The sequence below is a fragment of the Verrucomicrobiota bacterium genome (assembly GCA_016200005.1).
Taxonomy (GTDB): Bacteria; Verrucomicrobiota; Verrucomicrobiia; order Limisphaerales; family PALSA-1396; genus PALSA-1396.
The window spans coordinates 40,663-65,747 of sequence record JACQFP010000050.1 but is presented as its reverse complement, the minus strand read 5'-3'; the positions used below and the strand labels follow the sequence as shown (position 1 = coordinate 65,747).

26 protein-coding genes are annotated in these 25,085 nt (G+C 57.7%); 18 read left to right on the top strand and 8 right to left on the bottom strand.

Translation table 11 applies throughout. From position 1 onward, the window contains the following. Positions 1–83: 83 nt before the first annotated feature. Both HY298_18415 and HY298_18410 read right to left on the bottom strand, forming a co-directional pair. Complete coding sequence (locus tag HY298_18415; protein ID MBI3852235.1) at positions 84–905, bottom strand: carotenoid biosynthesis protein; 822 nt, start codon at positions 903–905, stop codon at positions 84–86. 72 nt (positions 906–977) lie between these two features. Then, positions 978–1,286 (bottom strand): DUF167 domain-containing protein, encoded by a 309-nt coding sequence (locus HY298_18410; GenBank protein ID MBI3852234.1) that lies wholly within the window; start codon positions 1,284–1,286, stop codon positions 978–980. Between the two features lie 66 nt (positions 1,287–1,352). Between HY298_18410 and HY298_18405 the strand changes: the two genes are divergently transcribed. The 7 genes from HY298_18405 (at position 1,353) to HY298_18375 (ending at position 9,258) form a co-directional block, all read left to right on the top strand. Continuing rightward, positions 1,353–2,501 (top strand): YncE family protein, encoded by a 1,149-nt coding sequence (locus HY298_18405; GenBank protein ID MBI3852233.1) that lies wholly within the window; start codon positions 1,353–1,355, stop codon positions 2,499–2,501. Between the two features lie 166 nt (positions 2,502–2,667). Beyond that, complete coding sequence (locus HY298_18400; GenBank protein MBI3852232.1) at positions 2,668–3,324, top strand: DUF1080 domain-containing protein; 657 nt, start codon at positions 2,668–2,670, stop codon at positions 3,322–3,324. A 402-nt stretch (positions 3,325–3,726) separates the two neighbouring features. Further along, positions 3,727–4,560 (top strand): hypothetical protein, encoded by an 834-nt coding sequence (locus tag HY298_18395; protein MBI3852231.1) that lies wholly within the window; start codon positions 3,727–3,729, stop codon positions 4,558–4,560. A gap of 62 nt (positions 4,561–4,622) precedes the next feature. Then, positions 4,623–5,903 carry an MFS transporter gene (locus HY298_18390; GenBank protein ID MBI3852230.1) on the top strand — a complete coding sequence of 427 codons (1,281 nt, stop codon included), beginning with the start codon at positions 4,623–4,625 and terminating at the stop codon, positions 5,901–5,903. Positions 5,904–5,951: 48 nt separating this feature from the next. Beyond that, positions 5,952–6,584 carry a nucleotidyltransferase family protein gene (locus HY298_18385; protein MBI3852229.1) on the top strand — a complete coding sequence of 211 codons (633 nt, stop codon included), beginning with the start codon at positions 5,952–5,954 and terminating at the stop codon, positions 6,582–6,584. A 124-nt stretch (positions 6,585–6,708) separates the two neighbouring features. Continuing rightward, a complete protein-coding gene (locus tag HY298_18380) occupies positions 6,709–7,692 on the top strand; it encodes an alpha/beta hydrolase (GenBank protein MBI3852228.1) in 984 nt (327 codons plus the stop codon). Between the two features lie 369 nt (positions 7,693–8,061). Then, on the top strand, positions 8,062–9,258 hold the full coding sequence (locus tag HY298_18375) for a tRNA-dihydrouridine synthase (GenBank protein MBI3852227.1): 1,197 nt from the start codon (positions 8,062–8,064) through the stop codon (positions 9,256–9,258). A 75-nt stretch (positions 9,259–9,333) separates the two neighbouring features. Here HY298_18375 and HY298_18370 read toward each other — a convergent pair whose 3' ends face one another. The 4 genes from HY298_18370 to HY298_18355 all read right to left on the bottom strand — a co-directional run bounded on the left by HY298_18370 (position 9,334) and on the right by HY298_18355 (position 13,318). After that, a complete protein-coding gene (locus tag HY298_18370) occupies positions 9,334–11,433 on the bottom strand; it encodes an ATP-dependent DNA helicase (GenBank protein ID MBI3852226.1) in 2,100 nt (699 codons plus the stop codon). A 109-nt stretch (positions 11,434–11,542) separates the two neighbouring features. Next, on the bottom strand, positions 11,543–11,932 hold the full coding sequence (locus HY298_18365) for a PIN domain-containing protein (GenBank protein MBI3852225.1): 390 nt from the start codon (positions 11,930–11,932) through the stop codon (positions 11,543–11,545). Then, positions 11,929–12,162 (bottom strand): hypothetical protein, encoded by a 234-nt coding sequence (locus HY298_18360; protein MBI3852224.1) that lies wholly within the window; start codon positions 12,160–12,162, stop codon positions 11,929–11,931. The genes HY298_18365 and HY298_18360 overlap by 4 nt, the downstream gene beginning before the upstream one ends. Positions 12,163–12,262: 100 nt before the next feature. After that, entirely contained in the window at positions 12,263–13,318 is a 1,056-nt protein-coding gene (locus tag HY298_18355) for a Gfo/Idh/MocA family oxidoreductase (GenBank protein MBI3852223.1), read from the bottom strand. Between the two features lie 196 nt (positions 13,319–13,514). Here HY298_18355 and HY298_18350 point away from each other — a divergent pair, with 196 nt between their 5' ends. The 3 genes from HY298_18350 to HY298_18340 all read left to right on the top strand — a co-directional run bounded on the left by HY298_18350 (position 13,515) and on the right by HY298_18340 (position 17,010). Beyond that, positions 13,515–14,732 carry a type II/IV secretion system protein gene (locus HY298_18350; protein MBI3852222.1) on the top strand — a complete coding sequence of 406 codons (1,218 nt, stop codon included), beginning with the start codon at positions 13,515–13,517 and terminating at the stop codon, positions 14,730–14,732. Positions 14,733–14,828: 96 nt separating this feature from the next. Next, complete coding sequence (gene eboE / locus HY298_18345) at positions 14,829–16,004, top strand: metabolite traffic protein EboE (GenBank protein MBI3852221.1); 1,176 nt, start codon at positions 14,829–14,831, stop codon at positions 16,002–16,004. 136 nt (positions 16,005–16,140) lie between these two features. After that, a complete protein-coding gene (locus HY298_18340; protein MBI3852220.1) occupies positions 16,141–17,010 on the top strand; it encodes a UbiA family prenyltransferase in 870 nt (289 codons plus the stop codon). Between the two features lie 4 nt (positions 17,011–17,014). Here the strand turns inward: HY298_18340 and pyrF are convergent, their stop codons facing one another. Together pyrF and HY298_18330 are read right to left on the bottom strand one after the other, a co-directional pair. After that, the gene (gene pyrF / locus HY298_18335) at positions 17,015–17,719 is read right to left on the bottom strand and encodes an orotidine-5'-phosphate decarboxylase (protein ID MBI3852219.1); all 705 of its coding nucleotides are present in this window, start codon (positions 17,717–17,719) and stop codon (positions 17,015–17,017) included. Between the two features lie 56 nt (positions 17,720–17,775). Continuing rightward, complete coding sequence (locus tag HY298_18330; protein ID MBI3852218.1) at positions 17,776–19,176, bottom strand: S8 family serine peptidase; 1,401 nt, start codon at positions 19,174–19,176, stop codon at positions 17,776–17,778. 360 nt (positions 19,177–19,536) lie between these two features. Here HY298_18330 and hisD point away from each other — a divergent pair, with 360 nt between their 5' ends. From hisD to HY298_18290, 8 genes are all read left to right on the top strand, one after another. After that, complete coding sequence (hisD, locus tag HY298_18325; GenBank protein MBI3852217.1) at positions 19,537–20,826, top strand: histidinol dehydrogenase; 1,290 nt, start codon at positions 19,537–19,539, stop codon at positions 20,824–20,826. A gap of 50 nt (positions 20,827–20,876) precedes the next feature. Continuing rightward, positions 20,877–21,221 carry a type II toxin-antitoxin system RelE/ParE family toxin gene (locus HY298_18320; GenBank protein ID MBI3852216.1) on the top strand — a complete coding sequence of 115 codons (345 nt, stop codon included), beginning with the start codon at positions 20,877–20,879 and terminating at the stop codon, positions 21,219–21,221. Continuing rightward, positions 21,196–21,492, top strand: coding sequence for a putative addiction module antidote protein (locus HY298_18315; protein ID MBI3852215.1), 297 nt, complete (start codon positions 21,196–21,198; stop codon positions 21,490–21,492). Before HY298_18320 ends, HY298_18315 begins: the two co-directional genes overlap by 26 nt. Then, positions 21,413–21,619, top strand: coding sequence for a histidinol dehydrogenase (locus HY298_18310; protein MBI3852214.1), 207 nt, complete (start codon positions 21,413–21,415; stop codon positions 21,617–21,619). The genes HY298_18315 and HY298_18310 overlap by 80 nt, the downstream gene beginning before the upstream one ends. Before the next feature lie 12 nt (positions 21,620–21,631). Beyond that, positions 21,632–22,342, top strand: coding sequence for a hypothetical protein (locus tag HY298_18305; GenBank protein MBI3852213.1), 711 nt, complete (start codon positions 21,632–21,634; stop codon positions 22,340–22,342). A 3-nt stretch (positions 22,343–22,345) separates the two neighbouring features. Continuing rightward, a complete protein-coding gene (gene hisC / locus HY298_18300) occupies positions 22,346–23,455 on the top strand; it encodes a histidinol-phosphate transaminase (protein ID MBI3852212.1) in 1,110 nt (369 codons plus the stop codon). 154 nt (positions 23,456–23,609) lie between these two features. Next, positions 23,610–24,425 carry an AAA family ATPase gene (locus HY298_18295; GenBank protein ID MBI3852211.1) on the top strand — a complete coding sequence of 272 codons (816 nt, stop codon included), beginning with the start codon at positions 23,610–23,612 and terminating at the stop codon, positions 24,423–24,425. Continuing rightward, positions 24,422–25,042 (top strand): hypothetical protein, encoded by a 621-nt coding sequence (locus HY298_18290; GenBank protein MBI3852210.1) that lies wholly within the window; start codon positions 24,422–24,424, stop codon positions 25,040–25,042. Before HY298_18295 ends, HY298_18290 begins: the two co-directional genes overlap by 4 nt. Positions 25,043–25,085: the final 43 nt, after the last annotated feature.

Here is a 25,085-nt window from a genome sequence, read left to right as displayed (position 1 = left end):
CGCGGCGGCAGCTTGTCGAACCGGAGATCGCGCCCTGGAGCGCGTGCCGCCGGCAAAAGGTGAGCCGCATGTGCTACAATGATTCACCAGCGGGCGCCACGCAGGGCGAAGATCGTTACGAGAACACCCGCCAGCACACTGGAACCGGCAGCCCACCAAAGCTGGTGTCCGGCGGTGCCGGCCGCGAACAGCAAGATCAGCGACAACCACACGATGAGCGGATGATAGTCGGGTGGTTGACCGGCGGATCGCTTGACGATGAACCATGGGGTGGCAACCACCAGAATCAACAACGTAGTCATGGCCCAGCCGAAAAAGTTGATCCACGGTGCCGTGTGCCAGGCAAGAACCGTCGCCGGGGTCTGCCAGATCCAAAATCGATTCACTTTGGTGGCGAACGGTTCCAATCCGAAATCCAGCAGCGTTACCAGCAGGCACGTCAGCCCGATGACGCGAAAGCCGTAGAGTTTGGTTTTGCGCCAGGGTCGCAGCATCAATCGGGCGACGCCGCGCGAATTGATGATCGCCACGATCCACACCAGCGGCATCAGCAGCGGGAGCGTGTCGAAGAGTCGTGGGCCAACATTGTCGGTGTAAACGTAAGCACCAAAGGGAATGCCTGTGGCCGCACCGACGGCCTGAACGACGCCGGAAACAAATGCGATCAACCCCGCCGCCACCGCCACGTTTTGGGCGGGCAAACGCCGCGTCATGGCAACCAGAGTTGTCGCGGTGGCCGACGCGAGGAAGAGGGCCGTCACCCATTGCCAATCGTCGGGCAGGGGGAGGTGCAGCAAAAACATCAATAGGACGACGCCCAGCCACAGCAGGAGGAACAAAACCAACAGCGGCACGCGCAACACCCGTGCCAGGGAAAACGGTTTGTCATTCTGTGATGAGGCCATGTCTGAGGCTAAGATGAGTTCAGCCGCGCGGTCAAAACATCTTACGTCCCCCTTATCGACCGCTCCGGCTGCTCATTGAGCCGCGGTTAATTTTGCGACCGCCGTCGCAACCGAAATGCCATGCAGCTTGAGGACTTTGTGACGGGAGGTGTGACCGCGCACCAATTCGATGCAATTGCGCGGGCGATCCAGGGTTTCCGCCAGGAGACGCAGCAACGCCTCGTTCGCCGCCGCATCGACCGGCGGCGCCGTGACCTTGATGCGCAATTCATTTCCCAACGGTTCGCCGATCTGGTTGGCCGAAGCGCGCGGTTGCAATTTCACGGACAGCAGAAGGCCGTCGGACTGGACGCGCAAGAAGCCGGGGATCCCATCAGTCATAAGATTCAGTTTGAATTAAGATGGTGCGTTTTCCTCGCGACTCTAATAGAATTCCCTTGAAACACGATGATGAATTCTGTCCGAGAATCGCGTTGCCGTTCGAAGCCGCTGACCTTCGCTGTCTGTGTCTGGCTTGGTCTGCAGCTTGATGCCGCGCGGTGCGCGGTGGTGAAACCGGAAGCGCCTGCCGCCCCGCTGGAACGACGATTATACGTGGCGGACAAATCGGGGTTGAGTGTTTACGACATCAACCAGGGGCACAAGTTCATCAGAAAGATCGAGCTGCCGGACTCCGGCGAGTACAAAGGTATTTGCGCCAGCCCATCGCTTGGCAAACTTTACATCACCTCCAACAAACGGGACGAACTGATCTGCCTGGAGATTGCGGGCGACTCGATTTCGTGGCGGCGAACTTACGGGAAATATGTCGATAGCATGGCCATCACGCCGGATGGGAAAACCATTTATCTGCCGTGCCGTTACGATGGGAACTGGTGGGTGCTCAACGCCGCCGATGGCGAGGTGTGGGCGAGAATTGAAACCGGTCGCGGCAAACAATACGACGAGAATCCCATTGGCGACTTCGGTCCGCACAACACCTGGTGCAACCCTGCCGGGACAAGAATGTATCTGGAAGTCTTGACGATGCCCTACGTTTTCATTGCGGACACCGCCACCCACAAGATCGTCCGCAAGGTCGGTCCGTTCAGCCGGGGCGTCCGTCCGTTTACCGTAACCGATGATGAGAAATACCTCTTTGCCAACGTGGATGGATTGCTGGGGTTTGAAGTGGGCGATATCAAAAGCGGCAAGGTGATTCATCGAGTTGAGGCGCAAACGCCATCGGATCGAATACCGCAAATCAAGAATCCCACGGCGCGCAAACCGCACAGCACGCCAAGTCATGGCATCAACTTGCGGCCTGATCAAAAGGAAATCTGGGTCGTCGATGGCGTCCACGGCTACGTGTTTGTTTATGACGCCACGGTCATGCCGCCCAAACACCTTGCCGACGTTCCGATCTTCGCCAACCCGGACGAGCAACCCAAGCCCGGCTGGATTTCGTTCAGTCTGGATGGCAAATATGCCTATCCCGACGCCGGGGCGGTCATCAACACGCAAACGAAAAAGGTTGTGGCCCGAATTCCGACCAGCGAAAAACTGATCGAGATTGATTTCCTGAACGGCAAACCGGTCAAAGCGGGACACCGATAAGCAGTCGCAAATGAAGAATTACGAGAAACAACCAGATCGTTGCTCAATGATCAAAAACTCGTTTCAGACCTTGTGGGGTTCCGCCCTGGTCGCCGTGTTGCTGGTTGGGTGTGCTTCCAAAGCAGACAAACTCATGATCGAAACCCAATCGGACTACCAGAAGCGGATGGTCGCCGAGCGAACTGCCGCCGACGAAATCATCAGGCAGGCGGCAGCCACACCGCCCGCGCCGGTTGTGGGCGAGGGGTGGAAGTCACTGTTCGACGGCAAGACTTTGACGGGCTGGAGCGTTACAGATTTCGGCGGACACGGTGATGCATACTGCGAGGCGGGCACTCTCGTGCTGGGAACCGGCGCCGCGTTGACAGGCGTCGTCTGGACCAATGAACTTCCGAAGGTCAATTACGAGGTCTCACTCGAAGCTATGCGGGCCGAGGGATCAGACTTTTTCTGCGGGCTGACGTTTCCGGTGGGCGACGCCTTTTGCAGTTTCATCGTTGGCGGTTGGGGTGGGGCGGTGGTGGGGTTGTCGAGCATTGACGGCATGGACGCATCGGAAAATGAAACGACCCATTACTTCAAAGCCGATCGGGGACGCTGGTATCGCATTCGTGTGCGCGTGACGACCGCGAAGATCGAAGCGTGGATTGACGACGAAAAACTGGTGGACCTGCCCACTGAAGGACGCAGGATTTCACTTCGCGCCGGCGAGATTGAGCTTTCCAAACCCTTTGGCCTGGCTTCGTGGCAAACCACGGCCGCGTTGCGCGAGATCCGAATTCGCCATGTTGCTGGCGGTCCGAAACCCGCCGACAAACCGTAAGGCCCCAGTGCCCGAAACCGGCCAGAATGCAATCAACCATCAGTCACCTCTCAATGTATGAAGAGACTTTTGCAGAACGCGCGAAACAGAGAGTGGCACGATGATTTTTCTCCCTCTCCTCCATCGGATGGAGGAGAGGGCCGGGGAGAGGAGGTGCGTTTTTGTTGGGATTTCCCCTCTCCTCGGTCCTCTCCCCACTCCTGCGTCGCGGGGCGAGGAAGAAACAAAGCCCAGGTTTTGCAAAAATCTCTGAGGAGTACATCCAAGTGCCGTTGTTTTTTCCTCTTTAGTTTTCTGATTGCGTCCTCGGTCTGCCTTGGGCCTCTCCAAGGAGCGGAGGACGCTGCGGCTAATTATCGAAAGCCTGCCGGTGAAGCCGAGCTGCGTTACTGGTTGCAGAACATGGTTTGGTATCATCACTTCACCACCGACGAAATCAAGTCTGCAACCGGACTCGGGGACAATGAGATTTCCACCGCGCTGAAAACATTCAATATCACTCCTGACCATCGGCCCAAGCGACCCGCCAATGCGCCGTTGCTGGTTCTGGCTTATCCCGGCGGGCGCCATCCGCGCATCGGCTTTCTCGATGGCGCAGTCAACCCGCAGCGTGAAACCAAGGTGAGCGTCTTCACGCCGTGGGATGAAAACAGTTACGTGGTGGTTGATGTGCCGGAAGCCATCTGGTCGAATCTCGGGCTGACTTATCTGGCGCACACACACGTTCCCACGGTCTGGACGAAACAAAACATCAAACTCGAACCGTTGGAATGGAATCGCCGCGCGGATGGGACATTCGACATCGAACGAAAGTTGCCGAACGGAATTGTCTTTGGCGCGAAGGTCGTGCCCACGCGCGAAGCCGTGCGCATGGAACTCTGGTTGAAGAACGGCGCGAAGGAAACCTTGAGCGATTTGCGCGTGCAGAATTGCGTGATGCTGAAAGGCGCGCGCGGCTTTGAACAACAGACCAACGACAACAAGGTTCTTTCCAATCCTTATGTGGCCTGCCGGTCAAGCGATGGCAAACGCTGGATCATTACCGCCTGGGATCCCTGTCATCATCCGTGGGCCAACGCGAAGTGTCCGTGTCTTCATTCCGACCCGAAATTTCCCGACTGCGCGCCCGGCGAGACCAAGCGGTTGCGCGGCTGGCTGTCGTTTTACGAGGGCACGGACGTTCAGGCGGAGTTTCGCCGGATTGACCAGACGGGTTGGCGGGAGGAAAGCCATTAAGTCGGCCGAAGTAAAAAGTTTTATTGAGCGCGGCAACTTCTTGCGGGACAATCATTGAGGCGATGAATGATCCCGAGTCGTTCCGTGAAGCGGTGAATTTGCCTGCTCTGGCAGCCACACATGATCCCTATTCCGTTTTGCGGAATCGGGATTTTCTGCTTTATCTGATCGCGCGTTTCATCGCGTCGCTCGGACAGCAGATGCTGACGGTGGCGGTGGGCTGGGAGCTTTACGAACGAACGCATTCCGCCCTGGCACTAGGGCTGGTCGGTCTGACGCAAATGGTGCCGATGGTGTTCCTGACGCTTCCGGCCGGCCACGTGGCTGACAATTACAACCGCAAGCGCGTGGTTCTCATGATGATCGCGGTCAGCGCGCTGTGCAGCCTGGGGCTGACTTTGGTTTCCACGCTGCGCGCAGATGTAATCTGGATCTATCTTTGTTTGTTCACCGCGGGCGCGGCCCGCACTTTTCTCTGGCCCGCCAGCGCCGCCTTGATGCCGCAACTGGTGTCGCGCAGCAATTTTCCAAAAGCCGTGACGTGGAACAGCGGCAGCTTTCATCTATCCTCGGTCGCCGGACCGGCTTTGGGTGGAATGCTGATTGCGTTGAGCCGGAGCGCGGCCTCGGTTTATGCAATCAACACTGGGGCGGTGCTGATTTGTGTTGGGTTGATGTGGTTTGTCCGCAGCCGCCGGGTTGTCGCCGCCAGGGAAGACATGACGATCAAGAGTTTGATCGCCGGTTTCAGATTCGTCTTCGACACCCGGATTCTGTTCGGCATCATTTCACTCGATATGTTTGCCGTGTTGCTGGGTGGCGCCACGGCGCTGCTGCCGGTTTATGCCAAGGACATTTTACGCGTCGGCCCGACGGGACTGGGCTGGCTGCAGGCCGCGTTGCCCTTGGGTTCGCTGCTTTCAGCGATGATTCTGGCCCACCGTCCACCCATGGAAAAAGCCGGGCGCGCGATGCTCTGGGCGGTGGCGATTTTTGGAGTGGCCACGGTGGCCTTTGGTTTTTCAACCTCATTCTGGTTTGCCATGGTCATGCTTTTTGTCTGCGGTGCGGTGGACAACATCAGCGTGGTGGTGCGCCACACGCTGGTGCAATTGCTCACACCCGACGCGAAGCGGGGGCGCGTTTCCGCGGTTAACAGCTTGTTCATCGGCACTTCCAACGAACTCGGCGGGTTTGAATCGGGTTTCGTGGCGCACTTGCTTGGTCCCGTGTTCGCGGTGGTGTCAGGTGGAATGGGAACCGTCCTCGTCGTCGTCGCCACGGCCCTTATCTGGCCGGAGATCCGGAAATACGGCCGGTTGGACGGAACGGAACAAAAATGAATTACCGTTTGCCGAACGCTTGATTAAAGTTCTGATCAAAACAAATTCATGCCTTCGCCAGCGACTTCAAATCTGTTCTCGCTCGGAGTCGTTCTCCTTGCCGCCGGAGCTTCTTCGCGGATGGGGCGGCCCAAAATGCTTTTGCCTTGGGGCGGCACGTCCGTGATCGGTCACCTGGTTGAGCAGTGGAAAAAACTCGGTGCGGGACAAATCGCCATGGTCTGCGCGGCGGATGATCAGGATATGACGAGTGAACTGGATCGACTCCGCTTTCCAAGAGAAGATCGAATTCTGAATCCCGCACCGCAGCGCGGAATGTTCAGTTCCATCCAATGCGCGGCTGGCTGGACGGGTTGGCGGGCTGGCTTGACCCATTGGGTATTGGTGCTCGGCGACCAACCACACTTGCAGTCCAAAACGTTGCGCGCGCTGATTGAATTCGCCACCGCTCATCCTCAAGAGATTTGCCTGCCATTTCAAGGCGGTCATCGTCGCCATCCGGTGTTGTTGTCGGCGGCTGCTTTTCACCGGCTGCAAGATTCAACGGCGCAGGACCTCAAGCAGTTTCTTGAGCAGGAGGATTTGAGGCTTTGCAATCTGGATGACCCCGGTCTCGACCTCGACATTGATCAACCTGAGGATTATCAACGCGCCATTCAACTATTCCTCCAGCAAGACTGACCGCCTTTGGTGATAGCAGTATTCCCTTGCACCTACGGATATGATTTGTAATGTCGTCTGGGCACCAACCGTCTTTCTAACCGAACCAACGCTCGTGCGAAATAATTCAACTGGAACACTCCCTATGAAAATCCTCAAGCTGGTGTTGAAGCTCGTCGGCCTACTGACAACGCTCGCGTTGACGTCGGTCGCCGTTGGTGCAGATCCACCCAAAACTCCCGACGCCGCCCCGACGAGAAGACCACAACCGGTCAGGGCCGCTCCCGTGCTTCCCGGCCTGAGTGACGCCGCGGAAACAATCGACCGTGATGTCACGTACGGTAGAGCGGGAGCAGTGGAATTGAAAATGGATCTTTACTTCCCGAAGAAAACCGATGGCAAAGCCTTGCCGGTCGCGATGTATGTCCACGGCGGCGGTTGGCGGGCGGGCGACAAAGCCGCTGGCGCCGGTGCAATGGCAATTCCCGAGTTAGTGAAGCGTGGCTATCTCGTGGCGTCCATTAACTATCGGCTTGCACCGGAATTCAAGTTCCCGGCGCAGATTGAAGATGCCAAATGCGCCGTTCGTTTTCTGCGCGCCAATGCCGACAAATATCATCTCGATCCCAAACGCATCGGAGTTTGGGGTGGCAGCGCGGGAGGACATTTGGTCGCGCTGCTCGGAACTGCGGATGCCAGTGCCGGCTTCGAGGGCAACAGCGGTCATGCCGATCAATCCAGCCGCGTCCAGGCGGTCGTGGACATGTTCGGCCCGGCGGACTTGACGATTGGCGTTGGTCGCGGAAACCCGAAGATTGCCCAGGAAGTTTTCGGAGCCACTTCGGACAAGGATGAGATGCTGAAGCGCGCCAGCCCGGTGAGTTATGTTTCCAGGGACGACCCGCCGTTTCTGATTCTGCACGGCGACCAGGACAAGGTCGTGGCGCTGGATCAGTCGAAACGACTTCTCGAACGGCTGAAGGAGGCGGGCGTGCCGGCCACGCTCGTCGTCGTGAAAAACGCGGGACACGGTTTCGTTCCAGCGGGCGGCGAGTTGAGTCCGAGTCACCCCGAACTCATCCAGATGATTGCCGATTTCTTTGACAAGAATCTGCGGAGATCGATTTGAGTGGGAGGGTGGGGCTCCAATAAACCGAGTTCATATCCACGCGGAGAAGCGCAACTTCTTTCGACTGCTGATGAACGCCACAGGAGCTTGGCTTCGCGACGGACAGCAGCCCAGTTAGCGATATCGATTCAACAAACCGGCCTCTCCGTCAGCCCCGCACCACACTCTTTCACAAGTTTCGCCTCTGCCCTCCTCGCCGGGCTGCGACTCACCGGGCCGCCCGCGGCTTGGGTTCAGCACAGACGGGCCAGCGGCGGTAGCTTGCCCCGCTCCAGCCCGCAAATGGCTGACCTTCCGTCGAGAGGCTGACTGGTCACCAAGTTATTCCTGTTTGTTGAGTTTGAGCGTTCTGCTATGGTTTGTGACTGAATGCAAATCGGATCGCTGACATTGAAATCGAATTTGTTCCTGTCGCCACTGGCGGGTTACACGAATTTGCCATTTCGCCTCACGCTTCGTGAGATTGGCGGATTGGACCTGGCGACAACCGATCTGGTAAACGCGCGGTCGTTGCTCGAAAAGAAAGCCAAGGCGCTGAAGCTGATTGAAAGTTCTCCGGCGGACCGGCCATTGGCGGTGCAATTGTTCGGCTCTGTTCCTGAAGAAATGCGGGATGCCGCGGTGTACCTCGAATCCATCGGCCTGGCGGCGGTGGACATCAACATGGGTTGTCCGGTCCGCAAAGTCTGCCGGGTCGGCGGCGGCTCGGCGATGATGACGGAACTGGAGAAAACCGCCAGACTGGTGCGCGGCATGGTGGAGGCGGTCAAAATTCCTGTGACCGCCAAGATGCGGCTCGGCTGGGATGAGCAGAATCTGACAGCGCCTGATCTGGCTCGCACATTGGAAGATGTCGGCGTGGCGGCAATCTTTGTTCATGGCCGGACGCGCGAACAGGGATTTGGCGGTCGCGTGAACCTGGCGGGCATTCGCGCCGTGGTGCAGGTCGTGAAAGGAATTCCGGTCATCGGCAACGGCGACGTGACGACGCCGCAAGCGGCCAAGCGGATGTTGGACGAGACGGGCTGCGCGGGCGTGAGCATCGGACGTGGCGCGTTTTATGATCCGTGGATTTTCAAACGGACGCTGCATTACTTGCAGGCGAGCGGAACTGGTAGGGCGGGCACTCCGTTGCCCGCCGCTCGTCCAAGCGCCAATGACGGCGCGCACGGAGTGACGCGCCCTACCACCACAACCGGCGAAGTCTTGCCGGAGCCGAGTTTCGATGAGCGCGTGCGTGTGATGTGCCGGCATCTTGACCTCATGGTCGAAGTGTTCGGGGAAGAACTCGGTTGCCGGATGTTCCGCAAAGTCGCGCCGTGGTACGCGAAGCGGTTCGGCCCGGCCAACGAATTCAACAAACGCGCGGTGCAGGTTTCAACGAAAGCTGAGTTCCACGGCCTCCTTGAAAACTATCTCCGCTGGCGCCAGCAGTTCCTCGACGACAATGGCGAGCTGAAACCAAACTATCGTCCTGCGCCCATGGTGGCTTCCTTCATGCAAGAGTCGGGCGTTGTTCAACGAGAACAAATCCCCGTGCCGAAAGGGCCTGTAGAAGTGTGGTGAAACGTCGCACGCAGCTCACGGAATCTGCGAGAGTCTTCGTCCGATTCGCATCCACAGGGATGCTTCCTCAACTGCTCAAACAATTTCCAACGGACACCTCGGCAAGGCGTCGAGGAACGCCTGTCCGTATTTTTTGGTGAGCACCCGGTTGTCCAGTACCACGACGATGCCGGTGTCGCTTTTGGTGCGAATGAGTCGCCCGACGCCTTGACGAAATTTCAAGATGGCTTCGGGCAGCGAGAAATCGTTGAACGAGTTGCCACCGTGCGCCTCGATACTCTCGATGCGCGCTTCGATCAATGGATGATCGGGCACGGCAAACGGCAGTCGCGTGATGATCACATTCGACAACGCCTCCCCGGGCACATCGACGCCCTGCCAGAAGCTCGCGGTGCCGAAGAGTACGGAGTCCACGTCGTCTTTGAATTTTTCCAGCATCAACGAACGGGGCGTGCCGGTGCCTTGCACAAAACATTTCAGGCCCAGCTCGTCGAAGAACGGCTGCATCCGCTCGCCGACTTCCTGCATCAACTTGAAATTCGTAAAAAGCACAAAGGCCTTGCCGTGGGTCGTCTTCACGAAATGCTTGATCCAATGGACGAGCGCATCGCGATAACCGGCATCGCGCGGGTCGGGCATCTTATTCGCCACAAACACTTTCATCTGCCGCTCGTAATCGAACGGCGAGCCGACCTGGAGCAGCGTGGCCGCTTCCGCGCCGACGCGATGGGCGAAGTAGTTCAATCCTCCCTGCGCCTTTGGAGAAGCTGATTTGAGATTGGCGGATGTCGCCAGAGTGGCGCTGGTCATGACGATCGACGTGTCCGCACCGAAGAGCCGTCGGCGCAAAAAATCAGCAACATCAATCGGCGCGGCGTTGAGCGTGAGATTTTTTTGCGCTTTGCCGCTGCGCTCGACCCAGTAAACGTGTTCCTTCGCGCTCTGAGAGAGAAACAGAGCCACTTCTTCACGCAACTCGGCCAGCCGGCGGTTGCATTCCACCAGTTCCTGGCCGGTGTCCTTGTCTTCGCTCATCTTGATCAACTGACTCACGGCCTCGCGCAACCGTTGAATCGGCAGCGTGACGTTGTCCTTGACGAGTTCCGGTCGGCGGATGCGGAGTTCGCTCCAGTCACGGTTCTTTTTCGAAGCGGCGTATTTCGTTTCGTCTGCTATGATATTCTCTTGACGGATTTTTATCAGCCCCTCGCAAGCGCTTTCGACCTCCGAAAAAAAATTATCCGCCTCGTGCAAAAGATCGGCGACGAGATTCACGGCCGCGCCTTTGCGAAGCAGCGAGAGCAGGCCCTTTTCGGTGCGCGGATTCCAGAGCCGTTGCAGCGTGTAGCGCAGTTGGGCGTTGGAAACGCTCAGGCCGATGTGACGGGAGGCGACGCTCTCCACCGTATGCGCCTCGTCGAAGATCACAAAGTCATTCTTGAACAAGATGCCGCCGTCCACTTCCTCCTCGATGCCGCCCAGCAGCGTAAAAAACAGCGTGTGGTTGAGTACCACCACGTTGGCGGCGAGAATCCGGCTGCGCGCGCGCTGAAAAAAGCAGACGCCGTTCTGTTTGCCGAAGTCGGACTGGTGACCGCAGATTTTCGGCGAACACAGCCCGCGCTCGGAACAAACGTGCGTCCACACTTTCACGTCCGGCTCAATCTCGAAATCGGAGAGACTTCCGTCGGTGGTCGTTTTGGACCATTCGTAAATGCGCTGAAGCTCCTGCGCTTCGGGCGAAGTGAACAGGTTGTCCGCCTGCTGCATGGCCTTGAGCAGCCGGCGCGAGCAAAGATAATTCGCTCGTCCTTTCAGCATGGTGAAGTTGAATTTGACCGGCAGGATTTGCGCCAGCATCGGCAGGTCTTTTTCCGTCAGTTGCTCCTGGAGATTGATGGTGTGCGTGGAGACGACCGCCTTTTTGTTGCGAGCGACCGCAAACAAAATGGCTGGCACGAGATAGGCGAGGCTCTTGCCGACGCCCGTGCCGGCTTCAACGGCCAGATGCTCCCCATTTTCGAGCGCCTTGGCGACGGCCACCGCCATCTGCTGTTGTTGCGGCCGATACTCAAAGTTGCTCGCTTTGGAAAGCAAGCCTGTGGGCGAAAAAATCTCCTCGACCTGCGAGACAAGCTCGATGCCGGCGGGTTGAGGTTCAACGACGGAAATCATGGCAAGGTTGATTAACCGATGAGACGGGGGAAAAATCCATCACTTTTGACGTGGCTTGTTTAGAGGCGGAGCAATTAGCGGGAAGATCGTTTGTTGCGACGACACCAGTTTAATCAACGAATTCAAAATCCACGTCCGGGAAGGATTTGACTCGGCGGCGGTCGTTGGTCAAATGCGGGAGGTTCAAAACCGCTGCCTGTGCGCGGATGAAAAAGTCAGGCAGCACGGATTTCACCTCACTGCCCGAACGGTATTGTCGAAACGCTATACCAGCGCGCCAGGCAGAAGCGAAATCCAGATCAATCTGCTCAAAACCTTGCAATGCCTCGTCCACGCTTTCGCGCGTGCGCGCGCCGGACGCCAATTCCGAATAGGTGACGCTGCTCACCGCGAGCGTGTCCCGCGCCGCGCACGTGTCCAACGCGTCGGTGCAGGCTTTATGGTGCTTATGTGTCCCGTCCAACCAGGCCACGATCACCGAAGTGTCCACCAGAATCATGGTCGCGTTCTCCGCAACAATTCTGCGCCCGGACAATGGCCGTTCCAGGTCCCGGCCCGGGCGCGGATGTGCTCCTGCATGGCGTTTCGCCCCAACGTGCCTTTGGTATTCACGAATTCCGCCGCGGCCCGTCTCAGGACGGCGGTTGGATTGGTCTTGGCGGCACGGGCCTTGGCTCGAAAATCCCGCGCCAAAGATTTCGGCAATCGAATGGTCAGAGTCTCTGTCATACGTACTATTCTATTACGCGATGCGGAAGGGTCAACCTCCGCATTGCTAGGAACACTGCGAATGCGCATCTCGGTTCGCCGACGTCGCCGGCGCAAAGTATCAGCCGATCTTTACCTCTTTACCGCTGGCCGCCGATTCGTAAATCGCATCAAGGATTTCCTGCACCTTCAAAGATTCCTCGACTGGAACGAGCGGCTTTTTGCCGTCGAGCGCGCAGTTGATGAAATGCTGGATGCGGTCTTCGTGCGGCAACACTTTCGGCGTGGCGAGCTGGATGGTCTCATAACCGCACGGCCCGCTGCGAAACAGCCGCGCCGGATAGAGAGAAAGCCCGGCGGTCGTGCCGAGCAAATCAACACCGTATTCGCGCGCCTCGCTGGGATGGTTGGCGGCCCAACTCGTTTCGAGCGTCACCGTCTTGCCACTCTTGAATCTGAGCAAGGCGATGCTGTAATCGTCCACGTCGAACGGTTTTTGGGGATTGATTTCACTCCGTCCCCAGTCCAATTCTCCGAGACCGCGCGGGCCGAACTTGGCGAAGGTCTGCGCCGAGACGCGTGTCACCTCGAAATCCTCCATCAGATGCAGGCAGGCGTCGAGCATGTGCACGCCGAGATCGACCGTGCATCCGCCACCGGCCAGTTTCTTTTGCGTAAACCAGGAACCCGTTCGCGGGATGCCACTGCGCCTCATCCAAAAGGCGCGGGCATGATAGATTTCTCCCAAGTCGCCACGTTGGATGAATTGTTTTGCAATCTGCGTCTGGCGATCGAACCGGAAATTCTGCCCGACCATGAGGGTGCGTCGCATCTTCTTTGCGGTGTCGATGATCTTGGCAGCTTCGGTAGCATTCATCGCCATCGGCTTTTCCAGCAAGACGTGCTTGCGCGCCTTCAAGGCTTCGATGGCAACCGGCGCGTGCAGATGGTTCGGCAGCGCGATGGTGACGGCGTCGATGTCCGGCTGGTCGAGCAGTTCCCGGTAATCGGCATAGCTGCGGGGGATTTTGTAACGTTCGGAGGCTTCTTTGGCCCGCTCCGGACTGCTCTCGGCGATGGCGGCCACCGTGGCGCGACGACAGTGCAGAAAACTGTTCAAGTGATCGAGGCCAATAGCGCCCGTGCCGATGACCGCGCAACGAAGTGTTGAAGGCATGTTGACTGTGCGTTTAGTGGGAAACTCGTTGCCCGGTTCATATCGGACATTTTCCACCGGGTCAATCGGGAAGTGGTTTTTGACCCGTTTTCCTGGCAAAACACCTGTTTTTAGCCAAGAAACCGGCAGTTTCTTGCTGACAAGACGCGGGAGAAAACCTACCAATCAGGCAATCAATCAGTCATAGCGCAATATCGTGAGCCAAACCGCATCATATCTCCAGGCCAGCGAAACAGTTGAGAGCATCGAAATCGGCACGCTCGTCAACCACATCGTGGCCGACGCCATCAAAGCCGGAGCCAGCGACATCCACATTGAGCCGTGGGAAACGTCGCTCTGCGTGCGCATCCGGCTCAACGGCGTGCTCAGCGAACTGATTCATCTGCCGCTTGATCTAATGGAAAAAGTCGCCGGTCGCTTCAAGGTCATGGCCAACCTCGTGACCTACCAAACTGGTTTGCCGCAGGAAGGTCACGCGCCCGCCGACCCCGACCTCGGCGGCGTGGAGTTGCGCATCTCGGTGTTCCCGACCGTGCGTGGTGAGAAAATTGTCGTGCGGATTTTTGATCCCAGCAATCGGAGTTTCGACCTCCACGCCCTCGGCTTTGAGGAAGAGACGTTGAAAACGTTGTTGCAACTGCTCTCGCGACCAAGCGGATTGATCCTGTTGACCGGGCCGACCGGTTCGGGAAAAACCACGTCGATCTATGCAGCGCTTTACCACCTCGTTCAAAAGCACGGCTCCACCATCAGCATCGCCACCGTGGAAGACCCGGTGGAATTCAACCTGCCGATGATCAGTCAGGCGCAGGTGAAACCCGCGCAGAATTTCACTTATCCCGTCGCGCTCCGCTCGTTGATGCGACAAGACCCGCAAGTCATCATGGTCGGTGAAATCCGCGACGCGGAAACCGCCGCCATCGCGGTGCAAGCCGGACTGACCGGCCATCTTGTCATCAGCACCATTCACAGCGGCATTGCCGCCGGCGTGTTTGCGCGGTTAATCAACATGGACATCGAACCGTTCCTGCTTGCTTCGAGCATTGCCGGGGTGCTCGGCTTGCGTCTGGTACGCATGAACTGTCCGAACTGCGCCCAGCCGTATCAGCCTGAGCCAAGTTCGCTGGCCGTGTTACCAGCGGAGGTTATCGAATCGGCGCAGTTCAGTCGCGGCGCCGGCTGCGACCAATGTCTGCAAACCGGTTACTCCGGGCGCATTGCGGTGACGGAACTGCTCGTCGTCAACGAAGTCGTGCGTGACGCCATCTTGAAAAAATTGCCGACGCGCTCTCTCCAGGAAGTCATTACCGCCCAAGGCATGCAAACGCTCTGGCAAAACGGCCTGCGCCGCGTAATCAAAGGCCAGACTACCCTCGAAGAAATGCTGCGCGTGCTGGCGATTGATCAGCTTTGACGGGAAGCACCGGCTTCATCTGGATGCTCAATCTTCCCAACGCATTTTTCCCGCTTTCCAGTTTCGACGGCGGCGCGTTATATTGCGTGGCATCCGATGAAACTGAACCACGGCCTGCATCTCGCCTATTGCACGAACATTCATCGTGGCGAGACCTGGCAGGAGACATTTGAATCGCTCCAGACGCACACGCTGGCCGTGAAGCAAAGGGTTTGTCCCGACCAGCCGTATGCCATCGGGCTGCGCTTGAGCAACCAGGCGGCGCAGGAGTTGAGCGAACGCGCCACGTTGCTGGCGTTCAAAAAATGGCTCGACCAGAACCGTTGCTACGTTTTCACCATCAACGGATTTCCTTTTGGCCGGTTTCATGGGACGCGCGTCAAGGAACAGGTCTATAAGCCGGACTGGACGACGCCGGAAAGATTGGATTACACGAAGCTGCTGTTTGACCTGCTGTCTCAATTGGTGCCGATGGGCGTCGAAGGCAGCGTCAGCACCGTGCCTGCGTCGTTCAAAGGGTTCGTCACGATTCCCGAAGAGTTGAAGATGATTCGGGACAATCTCTGGCACTGTATCGAGCACATCGCCCGCGTCAGCAAACAAACCGGACGCAAATTGCATCTCGGTCTGGAGCCGGAACCCCTTTGTCTGCTGGAAACCAGCGGTGAAACCGTTCAGTTCTTCGACCGACTGCGCGCCGAGCATCGACACGATCCGCGAATTGATGAACATCTCGGCGTCAACTACGACACCTGTCATCTCGCCGTTGAATTTGAAGAGCCGCGTAATGCCATCGCATTGTTCCGACAACACAACATCAAGATCAGCAAACTCCATCTCAGTTCGGCGTTGAAGGTGCGCCCCACGCAGGAAGTCCGTCAGGCGCTCGCCGCCTTTGCCGACGACATTTATCTGCACCAGGTCGTCGTGTGCAATCCGGACGGGACGTTGAATATTTTTCGCGACCTCGGCGACGCGCTCAGTCCGCAATATGAAATTGAAAATCCGGAAGCGACCGAGTGGCGGATTCATTTTCACATTCCTCTGCACGCGCCAGCATCGACGTGGTACGAAACCACATCGGATCACGTTCTAGGCATCCTTGATTTGTTGCAGTGGAACCCGGCGCTGTGCTCGCATCTCGAAATGGAAACTTACACCTGGGAAGTGCTACCGCCGGAATTGAAGGACCGCAGCGTGGTCGATCAACTCGTGGCGGAATACGAATGGACATTACAACGTCTCGCCGAGCGGGGACTGGCCAACCAATGACTAGACCGCGCGGCACAACGAAAGTCATTTACCGAAGCCCCTCACCCCGTCCCTCTCCCCATCGGATGGGGAGAGGGTGGCCGTTAGGACGGGTGAGGCGGATTCGTTTCCGACCTTCCCTTCAATGTTTGTTCACATGATCCAACTGACCCAACCTCCGTTCTGGCGAACGCTCCTCATTTTGGGTCGCGTCTCCAACCTGCCCACCGTCTGGTCGAATTGCCTGGCTGGCTGGTTGCTGAGCGACGGAGGCAGGTCACGAGAATTCTGGTGGATGATGCTGGGCGCGACGCTGCTTTACACCGGCGGCATGTTTCTCAATGACGCGTTCGACGCCGATTTTGACGCTCAACATCGGCGCGAACGGCCCATTCCCTCCGGCGCCATTGAGTTGAAAACGGTGTGGCAATTAGGATTGGCGTTGCTGGCTGGTGGCGCGGCAGTGTTGATTCTACTGGGCAACACCACGGGCACCCTTGCCGTGATTCTGTTGGTTTGCATTCTCGTTTACGACGCGATTCACAAGCTCATCACTTTTTCGCCGTTGTTGATGGCGATGTGCCGGTTTCTGCTCTACTTGGTAGCGGCGTCCGTCGGACTGAATGGCGTCACTGGCTGGGCGATCTGGTGCGGACTGGCGTTGGCAGCCTACATCATCGGCCTGAGCTATCTCGCCCGCAAGGAAAGCACCCACGCGCCTTTTCGTTACTGGCCGTGTCTCCTTCTCGCGACGGCTGTCTTTCTCGCGCTGCTGATGAACCCGCGTGAATATCAACGTGCCGCGTTGCTGGTCTCCGCGATCTTTGGCCTGTGGGTCATCCGCTCGTTGCGGTTCACGTTCTGGAACAGCGAACGCAACATCGGTCGCACCGTGAGCGGGCTGCTTGCCGGGATACCGCTGGTGGATTTGCTGGCCGTGGCGGATTGCACGCGCGAACAGAGTCTGGTGTTCTTCCTGTTGTTTATCGCCGCGTTGCTTTTTCAGCGTTTTGTGCCGGCGACGTGAGCTTTCACTTCAGAGACGCCAAAATCTTTTCCGCGGCGGCGCGCGGATTTTCCGCCGCGTAAATTGGCCGGCCAATGACCAGCCAGTCGGCGCCGGCGTCGATGGCTTCACGCGCACTGAGCGTGCGTTTCTGGTCGTCGGCTTTTTCAGTGCCAGTGCGGATGCCGGGAGTGACCAACTGCATCTTCGCCGGCAGGAATTGCCGCAGCGCCGTGATTTCCAAGGGCGAACAAACCAATCCACGCAATCCAGCTTTGGCGGCCAACGTGGCCAGTCGTTCCACCTGCCGACCAACGTTTCCATCCAAGCCGACTTCGCTTAACTCATGGCTTTCGAGGCTGGTCAGCACCGTAACGCCGAGGACGAGTGGCGCGTTACGGCCGGATTGCAACGCGGTTTGTTGCGCCGAATGTTCTGCCGCGCGCATCATTTCGAGTCCGCCGCCCGCGTGCACGGTGAGCATCTGCACGTCAAGTCGAGTGGCGGCAGCCACAGCTTTGGCGACGGTATTGGGGATGTCGTGAAACTTCAGGTCAAGAAAGACGTCGGCGCCGGTGCCGCGGATCCGGCGAACGATTTCCGGCCCGTCGCTGGTGAACAATTCGCTGCCGATTTTGAAAGCGCCGACGACGGGAGCGAGTGCGTCCGCCAGGCGCAAGGCGGTTTCAAGTTCCGGAACGTCCAGCGCCACGATGATCGCGTTTTGCATTTGGTGGATTGAAGCCTATTTCCCACATCTTCGCCAAGCGCGATTTGATGGCGGAATTAGGGCGCGGACACGGCGCGGTAGATGCGCGAACTGGAGTTCGTGGACTGGTCGTCGCTGAAGTCAAATGCGCCGTTGGTCGAGGTGATGTTGGTGAAGACCGGCGTCCAACTCAGGAAATTTGTCGTGACCTGGATGACATAAGTGCGATTCGGGTCGCCGGAGAGATGCAACTGGAACGGGCCGTTGCTCACAGTCGGAACGGCAGTCAAGCGGATGGGCGGGCCGATCGCCTTTTGAAAGTTCAGCCGTCCGCCGGTGACACATTTGCCGGTGAACGCCGGCAATGGGTCAGTGGCCGCCAGCAGGCGGCTGATGATTTGTTGTGGTGTTTCCGTGGGGTATTTGACCAGCATCAGCGCGAAGGTGCCGGAGACATAGGGCGCGGCAAAGGAAGTCCCCTTGGCAAGCACACTGAACTGGTCGAGGTAGTCACTGTCGGAATTAAAATAGGTGGAACAAATGTTTTCGCCGGGCGCGGCGAGATCAACATTCGTGACGCCATAGTTGGAGAAACCGGCCATCGAGTCATACCGGGTGCTGGCGGCGACCGATACGATGTTGTCGATGTCGTAGCCCGCGGGATAGTATGGGCTGATGTCAACGTCGGTAGCGTTATTGCCGGCAGCGGCGACAAAAATGATGTCGGCATTGCGCGCGCTGTAAATCGCATTGGACAACGACATCGAGAAACCATAGTCACCCCAGCTTGCATTGATGATTTTCGCGCCATTGGTTCGCGCGTAATCAATGCAGGCAATCGCGTCGGAGTAGGTGCCGTTGCCCAAGTTGTCGATGAATTTGCAAGCCATGATTTGCACGCGCCACGCCACGCCCGTGACACCTTTGCCGTTGTTGCCCACGCCACCGAGAATGCCGGCGACGAGCGTACCGTGCCCGTAATCGTCGTTGGGGTCCTTGGGATCCAACATCCCGGTGTTCGCGTTTGTCACCACGCACAGGCCATGACTGCCATCGTTGGGGTTCACCCACATGTTGGCCGCCAAGTCTTCGTGCGTGTAACGAACGCCCGTGTCGATCACCGCCACGACAATATTGCTGGCTGAATGCAACACCTCCCAACCCTCCGGCGCGTCGATGTCCGCGTCCACCGTGCCACTGAATTGTCCGGTGTTGTTCAAACCCCACAGCGTGCCATCGAGATACTTCGGATCATTCGGCGCGGCGGCGGCCAGATGCACGATGTAATCCGGTTCGGCGTATTCGACCAGGCCGCTTTGTTCGTACTTTCGGATGAAGTTTGGAACGGTTTCGCCTTTTGGCAGACGGACGACTTGTATGTTGCCGATGCCCGCGAACGTGCGCGTTGCTTCGCCCTTTTGAAGCGCGTGAAAGCTGGCGAGCGTGCCCAGGCTGATTCCGGCCTTGGGCTTGATCAAAATCTGATTCGAACTGAAACGAGGCGCGGTCGGAGGCGGCACAGTGGCCGGGGCACTCCGCACATCGCCTGAACCAAAAAGCGTCAACAAACCAAGGACTGCGCATTTCACAATTGTGGCCGGGCGATGACGCGTCACGCAAGTGAAGCAGCGGAGAAATAATATCCGAGTCGCTGTGGGTGAATGGCAATGTGACGTTTTCAAACCAGTTATGCCGTGCGCTCGCGGTGCCCGAGCTTCCCACACCCTCCCCCGAAAATCAAATCCAGTCTGGCCGCAGGCGCAGTCGGAACAAACTTTCTGTCGCGCTTGAAGTCCACCTTTTGACTTTTGCAGCGCATTCTCCTAGTTTCGAGCCGCATGAACGTCATTCGTTTCACCGACCGCGATTACGCCGCCAAGCTCAAGCTGGTGACTGCGTCGTCCAGCCTTTTCGATCCGCAAATCGAACAACGCACGCTCGCCATTCTCAACGAAGTGCAGGTGCGCGGCGACGATGCTCTCTTGGAACTGACCGAACGATTCGACCGCGCGAAACTGACCACCGATCAACTGGCCGTGACGAAGGCGGAGCTGGTGAGCGCCTCGGTCAAGGCGGACGAAGGTCTGAGACAGGCGGTGGCCGAGGCGGAGAAGAACATCGCCAGCTTCGCGAACAAATCCAGGCGCAAGGACTGGTGGATGAAGAATTCGCACGGTGCGACCGTGGGCGAGAAGTTCGATCCGTTCCAGCGCGTCGGCATTTACATTCCCGGTGGAACCGCGCCGCTGGTTTCAACGGCGCTGATGACCATCACGCTCGCGAAGGTGACGGGCTGCCCGGAAATCGTCATCTGCACTCCCTGCGGCAAGGATGGCGGAATCCACTCCGCGCTCCTGTTTGCCGCGCGCGCGGCGGGGGCAACGGAGATTTACCGCGTCGGCGGCGCGCAGGCGATTGCGGCAATGGCTTACGGCACGAAAACAATCCATAGCGTCCAGAAAGTTTTTGGCCCGGGCAACGCCTACGTCGTCATCGCCAAGCGATTGCTCTTTGGCCACGTGGCGATTGATCTGTTGCCTGGTCCTAGTGAAGTGCTCGTGCTGGCGGATGACACGGCGAATCCGAAGTTCGCCGCCGCCGATCTGCTGGCGCAGGCCGAACACGGTTCAGGTCACGAACGCGTGTGGCTGATCACAACCTCGGCAACGATTCTCAAAGCTGTTGAAAGGGAAATCGCGGAGCAGTTGCCCAAGCTGGCGCGTCGCGAATTCATCCAACGTGTGCTGGACGACAACGCGTGGCTGATTCAGGTCAAGACACTCGACAACGCAGTGACGCTGGCGAACCAACTCGCGCCGGAGCATTGCGAAGTGATGACGCGCAATCCACGCAGAGTTTCCGAAGGCATTCTGACGGCAGGTGCGATTTTCCTCGGCCCATGGTCGCCGACGGTACTGGGCGATTACGTGGCCGGCCCGAGCCACACCCTTCCGACCGGCGGCGCGGGCGTGTCGTTCGCCGGTCTGACTGTGGACCAATTCCAACGCCGCACCAGCGTCGTCGAATACACCCGCGCCTCGCTCAAGAAAGCGCTGTCAGCCGTGAAAACATTCGCGGGACTGGAAGGCTTGGGCGCGCATGGGAAAAGTGCGGAGATAAGGGAATAATTTCTCCATCGGTAGGTTGACAGGTCTGTCACCTATAGATTACACTCAAAATGGTTGAGAAGGAAATCAAGAAGCTGGAGCTTCAGAATGGGCTCGTCCCGTTTGATGAGTGGTTCGATTCCCTTCGCGACAAACGAATGCAGGCGGCGGTGGATGCGCGTCTGACTCGCGTGCGCGCCGGAAATTTCGGCGATTGCAAGTCCGTCGGTGGCGGCGTGTTTGAGCTGCGGATCAGCGTTGGGCCGGGACTCCGCGTTTATTACGGATTGCACGGCCAGAAAGTTGTCGTGCTGGTCGGCGGCGGCGACAAACGCAGCCAGCCGCGCGACATCCGCCGCGCGCAACAACTGTGGCAACGATTCACAAAATATGCGTCTGAAAAATTACAAGGCTGACCTGAAAAAGCGGCTGCGCGATCCCAAATACGCCGCGGAATATCTCGCGCAAGTGCTGGCGGAAAAGGACAGCGCGGCCTTCCTGATTGCGCTAAAAGACGTGGTCGAGGCGGGCGGCGGCGTGGGAAATCTGGCCGGACGCGTCGGACTGAAGCGTCCCAGCCTTTACAAGATTCTTTCCAGGAACGGCAATCCGACTTTGGAAACATTACAGGAAATACTGGAGCCGCTGGGTTTGCGTGTTTCCGTCGCTCTGGACAAAGCCGCCTGAACGCCGCACGAGCGTGGTGGAATACAATCGCGCCTCGCTCAAGCAAGCGCTGCCCGCTGTGAAAAAGTTTGCGGAACTCGAAGGTTTGGACGCGCATGGCAAGTCGGCAGAAGTGCGAACAAAATAACAGGAAGAAACTATGGGACTCGACATTTATGTTGGACCATTCACTCGATACTGCTCAGGCGATTGGGAAACAATCATTCAAAAAACCGCGCGCGAGCAAGGCGTGGCTTTCAAAACGATCCGCACAAACCCTGAGCCCGCGGACAAAATCACAGATCCAGTCGTTATCCATCAGGCTGTGGATGGTTGGCGATGTTCGTTAGAGGCCGGATTGAAACCGCATCTGCCTTTAGGTCTTTCGTGGGATGAACGAGCAGATGCCGCATATTTTACTGACAAGCCAGATTGGATTGGCTACGCGTGTGTCGTTCTTCTAGCAGCACACACGGAACACCCTCGTTTCAAAAGACCTGAAAAAGCAGTAACAGATTGGGATAAGGACGAAGCATTCCAAGCATCAACTTTGCCTGAATTCAAGAGCCGGTTTTACCAGCTATTCAACGTCGAGATTTGGTTGCCGTGCGACTTCGCATTTACTTTCAAAGCTCCAGACGTTGTTGGAAACGAAGTCGTTTTCGGGTCTTCTGTTTTGCTTCTCAACCAACTGAAGCAACTGAATGCCGAGAGCTACAATGGTAATGCGTCTGATTTTGAAAAATGGAGATATGACGGCGCTGGACGACAAGATTCTTTCGACCAAGGCGCACGATTTGGTTTAGCCATGTTTCTCCACCATGCCGAGAAGTCAGTTCAGCACCGGCTGCCGATGAAATTAGATTATTGATTGATGAAAACTCTTGGCTCGTTTATCCGCCCGCTCGTGCGCGACCTGCACGCCTATGTGCCGGGCGAGCAGCCGAAGATCAAAGGACTGATCAAGCTCAACACGAACGAGAATCCGTATCCGCCGTCGCCGCGCGCGTTGCGGGCGGTGCGGGCGGCGGTGGACGGGCGGTTGCGGCTGTATCCGAACCCGACGGCAGAGCGGTTGCGCGAGAAGCTGGCCCGGCTGCATCGTTGCAAGCCGGAGAACATCATCGTGGGCAACGGCTCGGATGAATTGCTGGCGCTGGCAGTGAGATGCTTTGTTGAACCGATTTCAAAATTCAAAATTCAAAATTCAAAATTGCCGAAAGCAACGGTGCAGTATTTCACACCGAGTTACTCGCTTTATCCGGTGCTGGCGGACATGCATGGCGCGGTGAGGAACGCCGTACCGCTCAAGCCGGATTTTGGTTTGCCGAGCAACGCGGAGCTGAAACGCGGCGAGCAATGGAATTTCGGAGCGGCGCTCACGTTCGTCACCACACCGAATGCGCCGAGCGGTCGCGGTTATTCGACGAAGGAACTCGACGCGCTTTGCAATGCGCAACGCGGCGTTGTCGTGCTGGACGAAGCCTACGTGGATTTCGGCGACGAGAACGCTATGTCGCTTGCACTGAAACATTCGCACGTGCTTGTGGCCCGCACGTTCTCAAAGGCGTATTCACTTTGCTTCCAGCGTGTCGGTTATTTCGTCGGACATCCCGAACTCATCGCTGCCCTGCAAAAAATTCGCGACAGCTATAACGTGAACGGGCTTGGCCAGATTGCCGCTGAAGCGACATTGGACGATCTACCTTACTACCGCGTGATCTTCCGTCGTGTCCGGAAAACACGCGGGCGTCTCGCCGGCCAATTGGAGTCACTTGGTTTCAAAGTGTTGCCGAGCCAGACAAATTTCCTGCTGGTGCGCCCACCGCGTTTTCCAGCCAAAGTGTGGCTGGAGAAATTGCGCGCCCGGAAGATTCTGGTGCGCTGGTTCGACCAGCCGGAGGTGAGGGATTATTTGCGCATCACGATCGGCACGCCGGCGGAGGCGGAGGCATTGTTGAGGGCGGTGCGCGGGGCGATGTAAAATAACCAAGCACCCAAGTGCCCAAAGGCACCACGAACGCTCGGCGAGTGTTCCAAGTTTGGGTACTTGGGTGTTTGGGTGCTTGGGTACTTGGGTATTTTCGCCCGGGTTTTCTTTCGCTTCCTTTCGGTCTGATTTTTGTTAAATAAACCGCGTGTATTTGGAATATTACGGGCTGACGGAGCCGCCGTTCACCATCACGCCCAATCCGCGCTTTCTGTTTTTCAGCGCGAAACACCGGGAAGCGTTCAATCACCTGCTTTACGGGATTCGCGAGCGGAAAGGTTTTGTCCAATTGACCGGCGAAGTCGGTGCGGGCAAAACGACGCTTTGCCGCGCGATGCTGGAACAGCTTGACCATCATTACGCCACGGCGTTGATCTTGAATCCCGTGCTCGATGCCGATCATTTGATGAAGGCCATTGCGATGGAGTTCGGTCTGGACGCGCATGGAATGGATGGGTTGGAAATCTTGTGGCTGCTCAACAATTTCTTGCTGTCGCAGGCGGAACAGGGCAAGGACGCCGTCCTGATCATCGACGAAGCACAGGATTTGACCGATGAATTGCTCGAACAGGTCCGCTTGCTTTCCAATCTCGAAACGGACGACCACAAACTTCTGCAGATCGTGCTGCTCGGTCAGCCGGAGTTGCGCGACCGGCTCAACAATCATCGGCTGCGACAGTTGCGTCAGCGTATCACCGTGCGCTATCATTTGCGTCCGCTGAGTCGATATGAAGTGAGCCATTACGTGCAACATCGTTTGGAGGTTTCCGGGGCAAAGAACGGACCGTATTTCACGCGACCCGCGATGTGGCGAGTTTACAATTACAGTCACGGGGTGCCACGCTTGGTGAATGCGGTGTGCGACAAGGCGCTGCTGGCCGGCTTCGTGCAACAGAGCGACCGGATTGATTATCGCATGGTGGGCCGGGCGCTGCGTGAACTGGAAGGAGAAATTAACGTATGAGTCTGATCAACGACGCCTTGAAACGGGCGAAGCAGGCCAAGCAAGAGCAACCGCCCGCGGCCGCGGAAGCGCCGCCGTTGCGGCCCACCGAGCCGTCGTATCAGCCAAGTCTCTGGCCCTTCCTGGTTTTACCTTTGGCGCTCGCTGTCGTTCTGGCGCTGGCCGGGATCTTTCTCTGGCGTTGGATTGATCAAGCCAAACTGCAACAGGCACAAATGGCGAAGAAACCTGAGCTTGAAGCAAAGCCGCCGGCCGCAAACAAGATCGTCACCTCCAATCCAAAACCGGCCACCGCCCAGACAACTCCAGGGCCGAGTTCGTCAACTTCCGCGCCACCGGCTTCCGCCGGCGGCGTGCAGCCGGCGACGACGAACCCAACTCCGGCGGGAACCATCAACGCGATTTCCAACACGACCGCTGCCGTCGTCGAACCGCCTGCTCCTCCACCGCTGAAACTGCAAGGCATTTTTTACACCCGCAAGAATCCATCGGCGGTGATCAATGGAAAAATCCGGAGGGTCGGCGATCGCATTGGCGAAGCGCGATTGGTGGCGATCGGTCCGGAAAGCGTCACGGTGATTGTCGGCGGCAAAACCAACGAGATGGTTTTGCCGTGAGGTGGAGTTGGTGATTGGCCGAGAAAGCGCATCTCCCGCTCGA

Bases quoted from the DNA above. Each gene is read 5' to 3' on its own strand.
- HY298_18415 (MBI3852235.1), bottom strand. From the start codon at position 905: ATGGCCTCATCACAGAATGACAAACCGTTTTCCCTGGCACGGGTGTTG.
- HY298_18410 (MBI3852234.1), bottom strand. From the start codon at position 1,286: ATGACTGATGGGATCCCCGGCTTCTTGCGCGTCCAGTCCGACGGCCTT.
- HY298_18405 (MBI3852233.1), top strand. From the start codon at position 1,353: ATGATGAATTCTGTCCGAGAATCGCGTTGCCGTTCGAAGCCGCTGACC.
- HY298_18400 (MBI3852232.1), top strand. From the start codon at position 2,668: ATGGTCGCCGAGCGAACTGCCGCCGACGAAATCATCAGGCAGGCGGCA.
- HY298_18395 (MBI3852231.1), top strand. From the start codon at position 3,727: ATGGTTTGGTATCATCACTTCACCACCGACGAAATCAAGTCTGCAACC.
- HY298_18390 (MBI3852230.1), top strand. From the start codon at position 4,623: ATGAATGATCCCGAGTCGTTCCGTGAAGCGGTGAATTTGCCTGCTCTG.
- HY298_18385 (MBI3852229.1), top strand. From the start codon at position 5,952: ATGCCTTCGCCAGCGACTTCAAATCTGTTCTCGCTCGGAGTCGTTCTC.
- HY298_18380 (MBI3852228.1), top strand. From the start codon at position 6,709: ATGAAAATCCTCAAGCTGGTGTTGAAGCTCGTCGGCCTACTGACAACG.
- HY298_18375 (MBI3852227.1), top strand. From the start codon at position 8,062: ATGCAAATCGGATCGCTGACATTGAAATCGAATTTGTTCCTGTCGCCA.
- HY298_18370 (MBI3852226.1), bottom strand. From the start codon at position 11,433: ATGATTTCCGTCGTTGAACCTCAACCCGCCGGCATCGAGCTTGTCTCG.
- HY298_18365 (MBI3852225.1), bottom strand. From the start codon at position 11,932: ATGATTCTGGTGGACACTTCGGTGATCGTGGCCTGGTTGGACGGGACA.
- HY298_18360 (MBI3852224.1), bottom strand. From the start codon at position 12,162: ATGACAGAGACTCTGACCATTCGATTGCCGAAATCTTTGGCGCGGGAT.
- HY298_18355 (MBI3852223.1), bottom strand. From the start codon at position 13,318: ATGCCTTCAACACTTCGTTGCGCGGTCATCGGCACGGGCGCTATTGGC.
- eboE (MBI3852221.1), top strand. From the start codon at position 14,829: ATGAAACTGAACCACGGCCTGCATCTCGCCTATTGCACGAACATTCAT.
- HY298_18340 (MBI3852220.1), top strand. From the start codon at position 16,141: ATGATCCAACTGACCCAACCTCCGTTCTGGCGAACGCTCCTCATTTTG.
- pyrF (MBI3852219.1), bottom strand. From the start codon at position 17,719: ATGCAAAACGCGATCATCGTGGCGCTGGACGTTCCGGAACTTGAAACC.
- hisD (MBI3852217.1), top strand. From the start codon at position 19,537: ATGAACGTCATTCGTTTCACCGACCGCGATTACGCCGCCAAGCTCAAG.
- HY298_18320 (MBI3852216.1), top strand. From the start codon at position 20,877: ATGGTTGAGAAGGAAATCAAGAAGCTGGAGCTTCAGAATGGGCTCGTC.
- HY298_18315 (MBI3852215.1), top strand. From the start codon at position 21,196: ATGCGTCTGAAAAATTACAAGGCTGACCTGAAAAAGCGGCTGCGCGAT.
- HY298_18305 (MBI3852213.1), top strand. From the start codon at position 21,632: ATGGGACTCGACATTTATGTTGGACCATTCACTCGATACTGCTCAGGC.
- hisC (MBI3852212.1), top strand. From the start codon at position 22,346: ATGAAAACTCTTGGCTCGTTTATCCGCCCGCTCGTGCGCGACCTGCAC.
- HY298_18290 (MBI3852210.1), top strand. From the start codon at position 24,422: ATGAGTCTGATCAACGACGCCTTGAAACGGGCGAAGCAGGCCAAGCAA.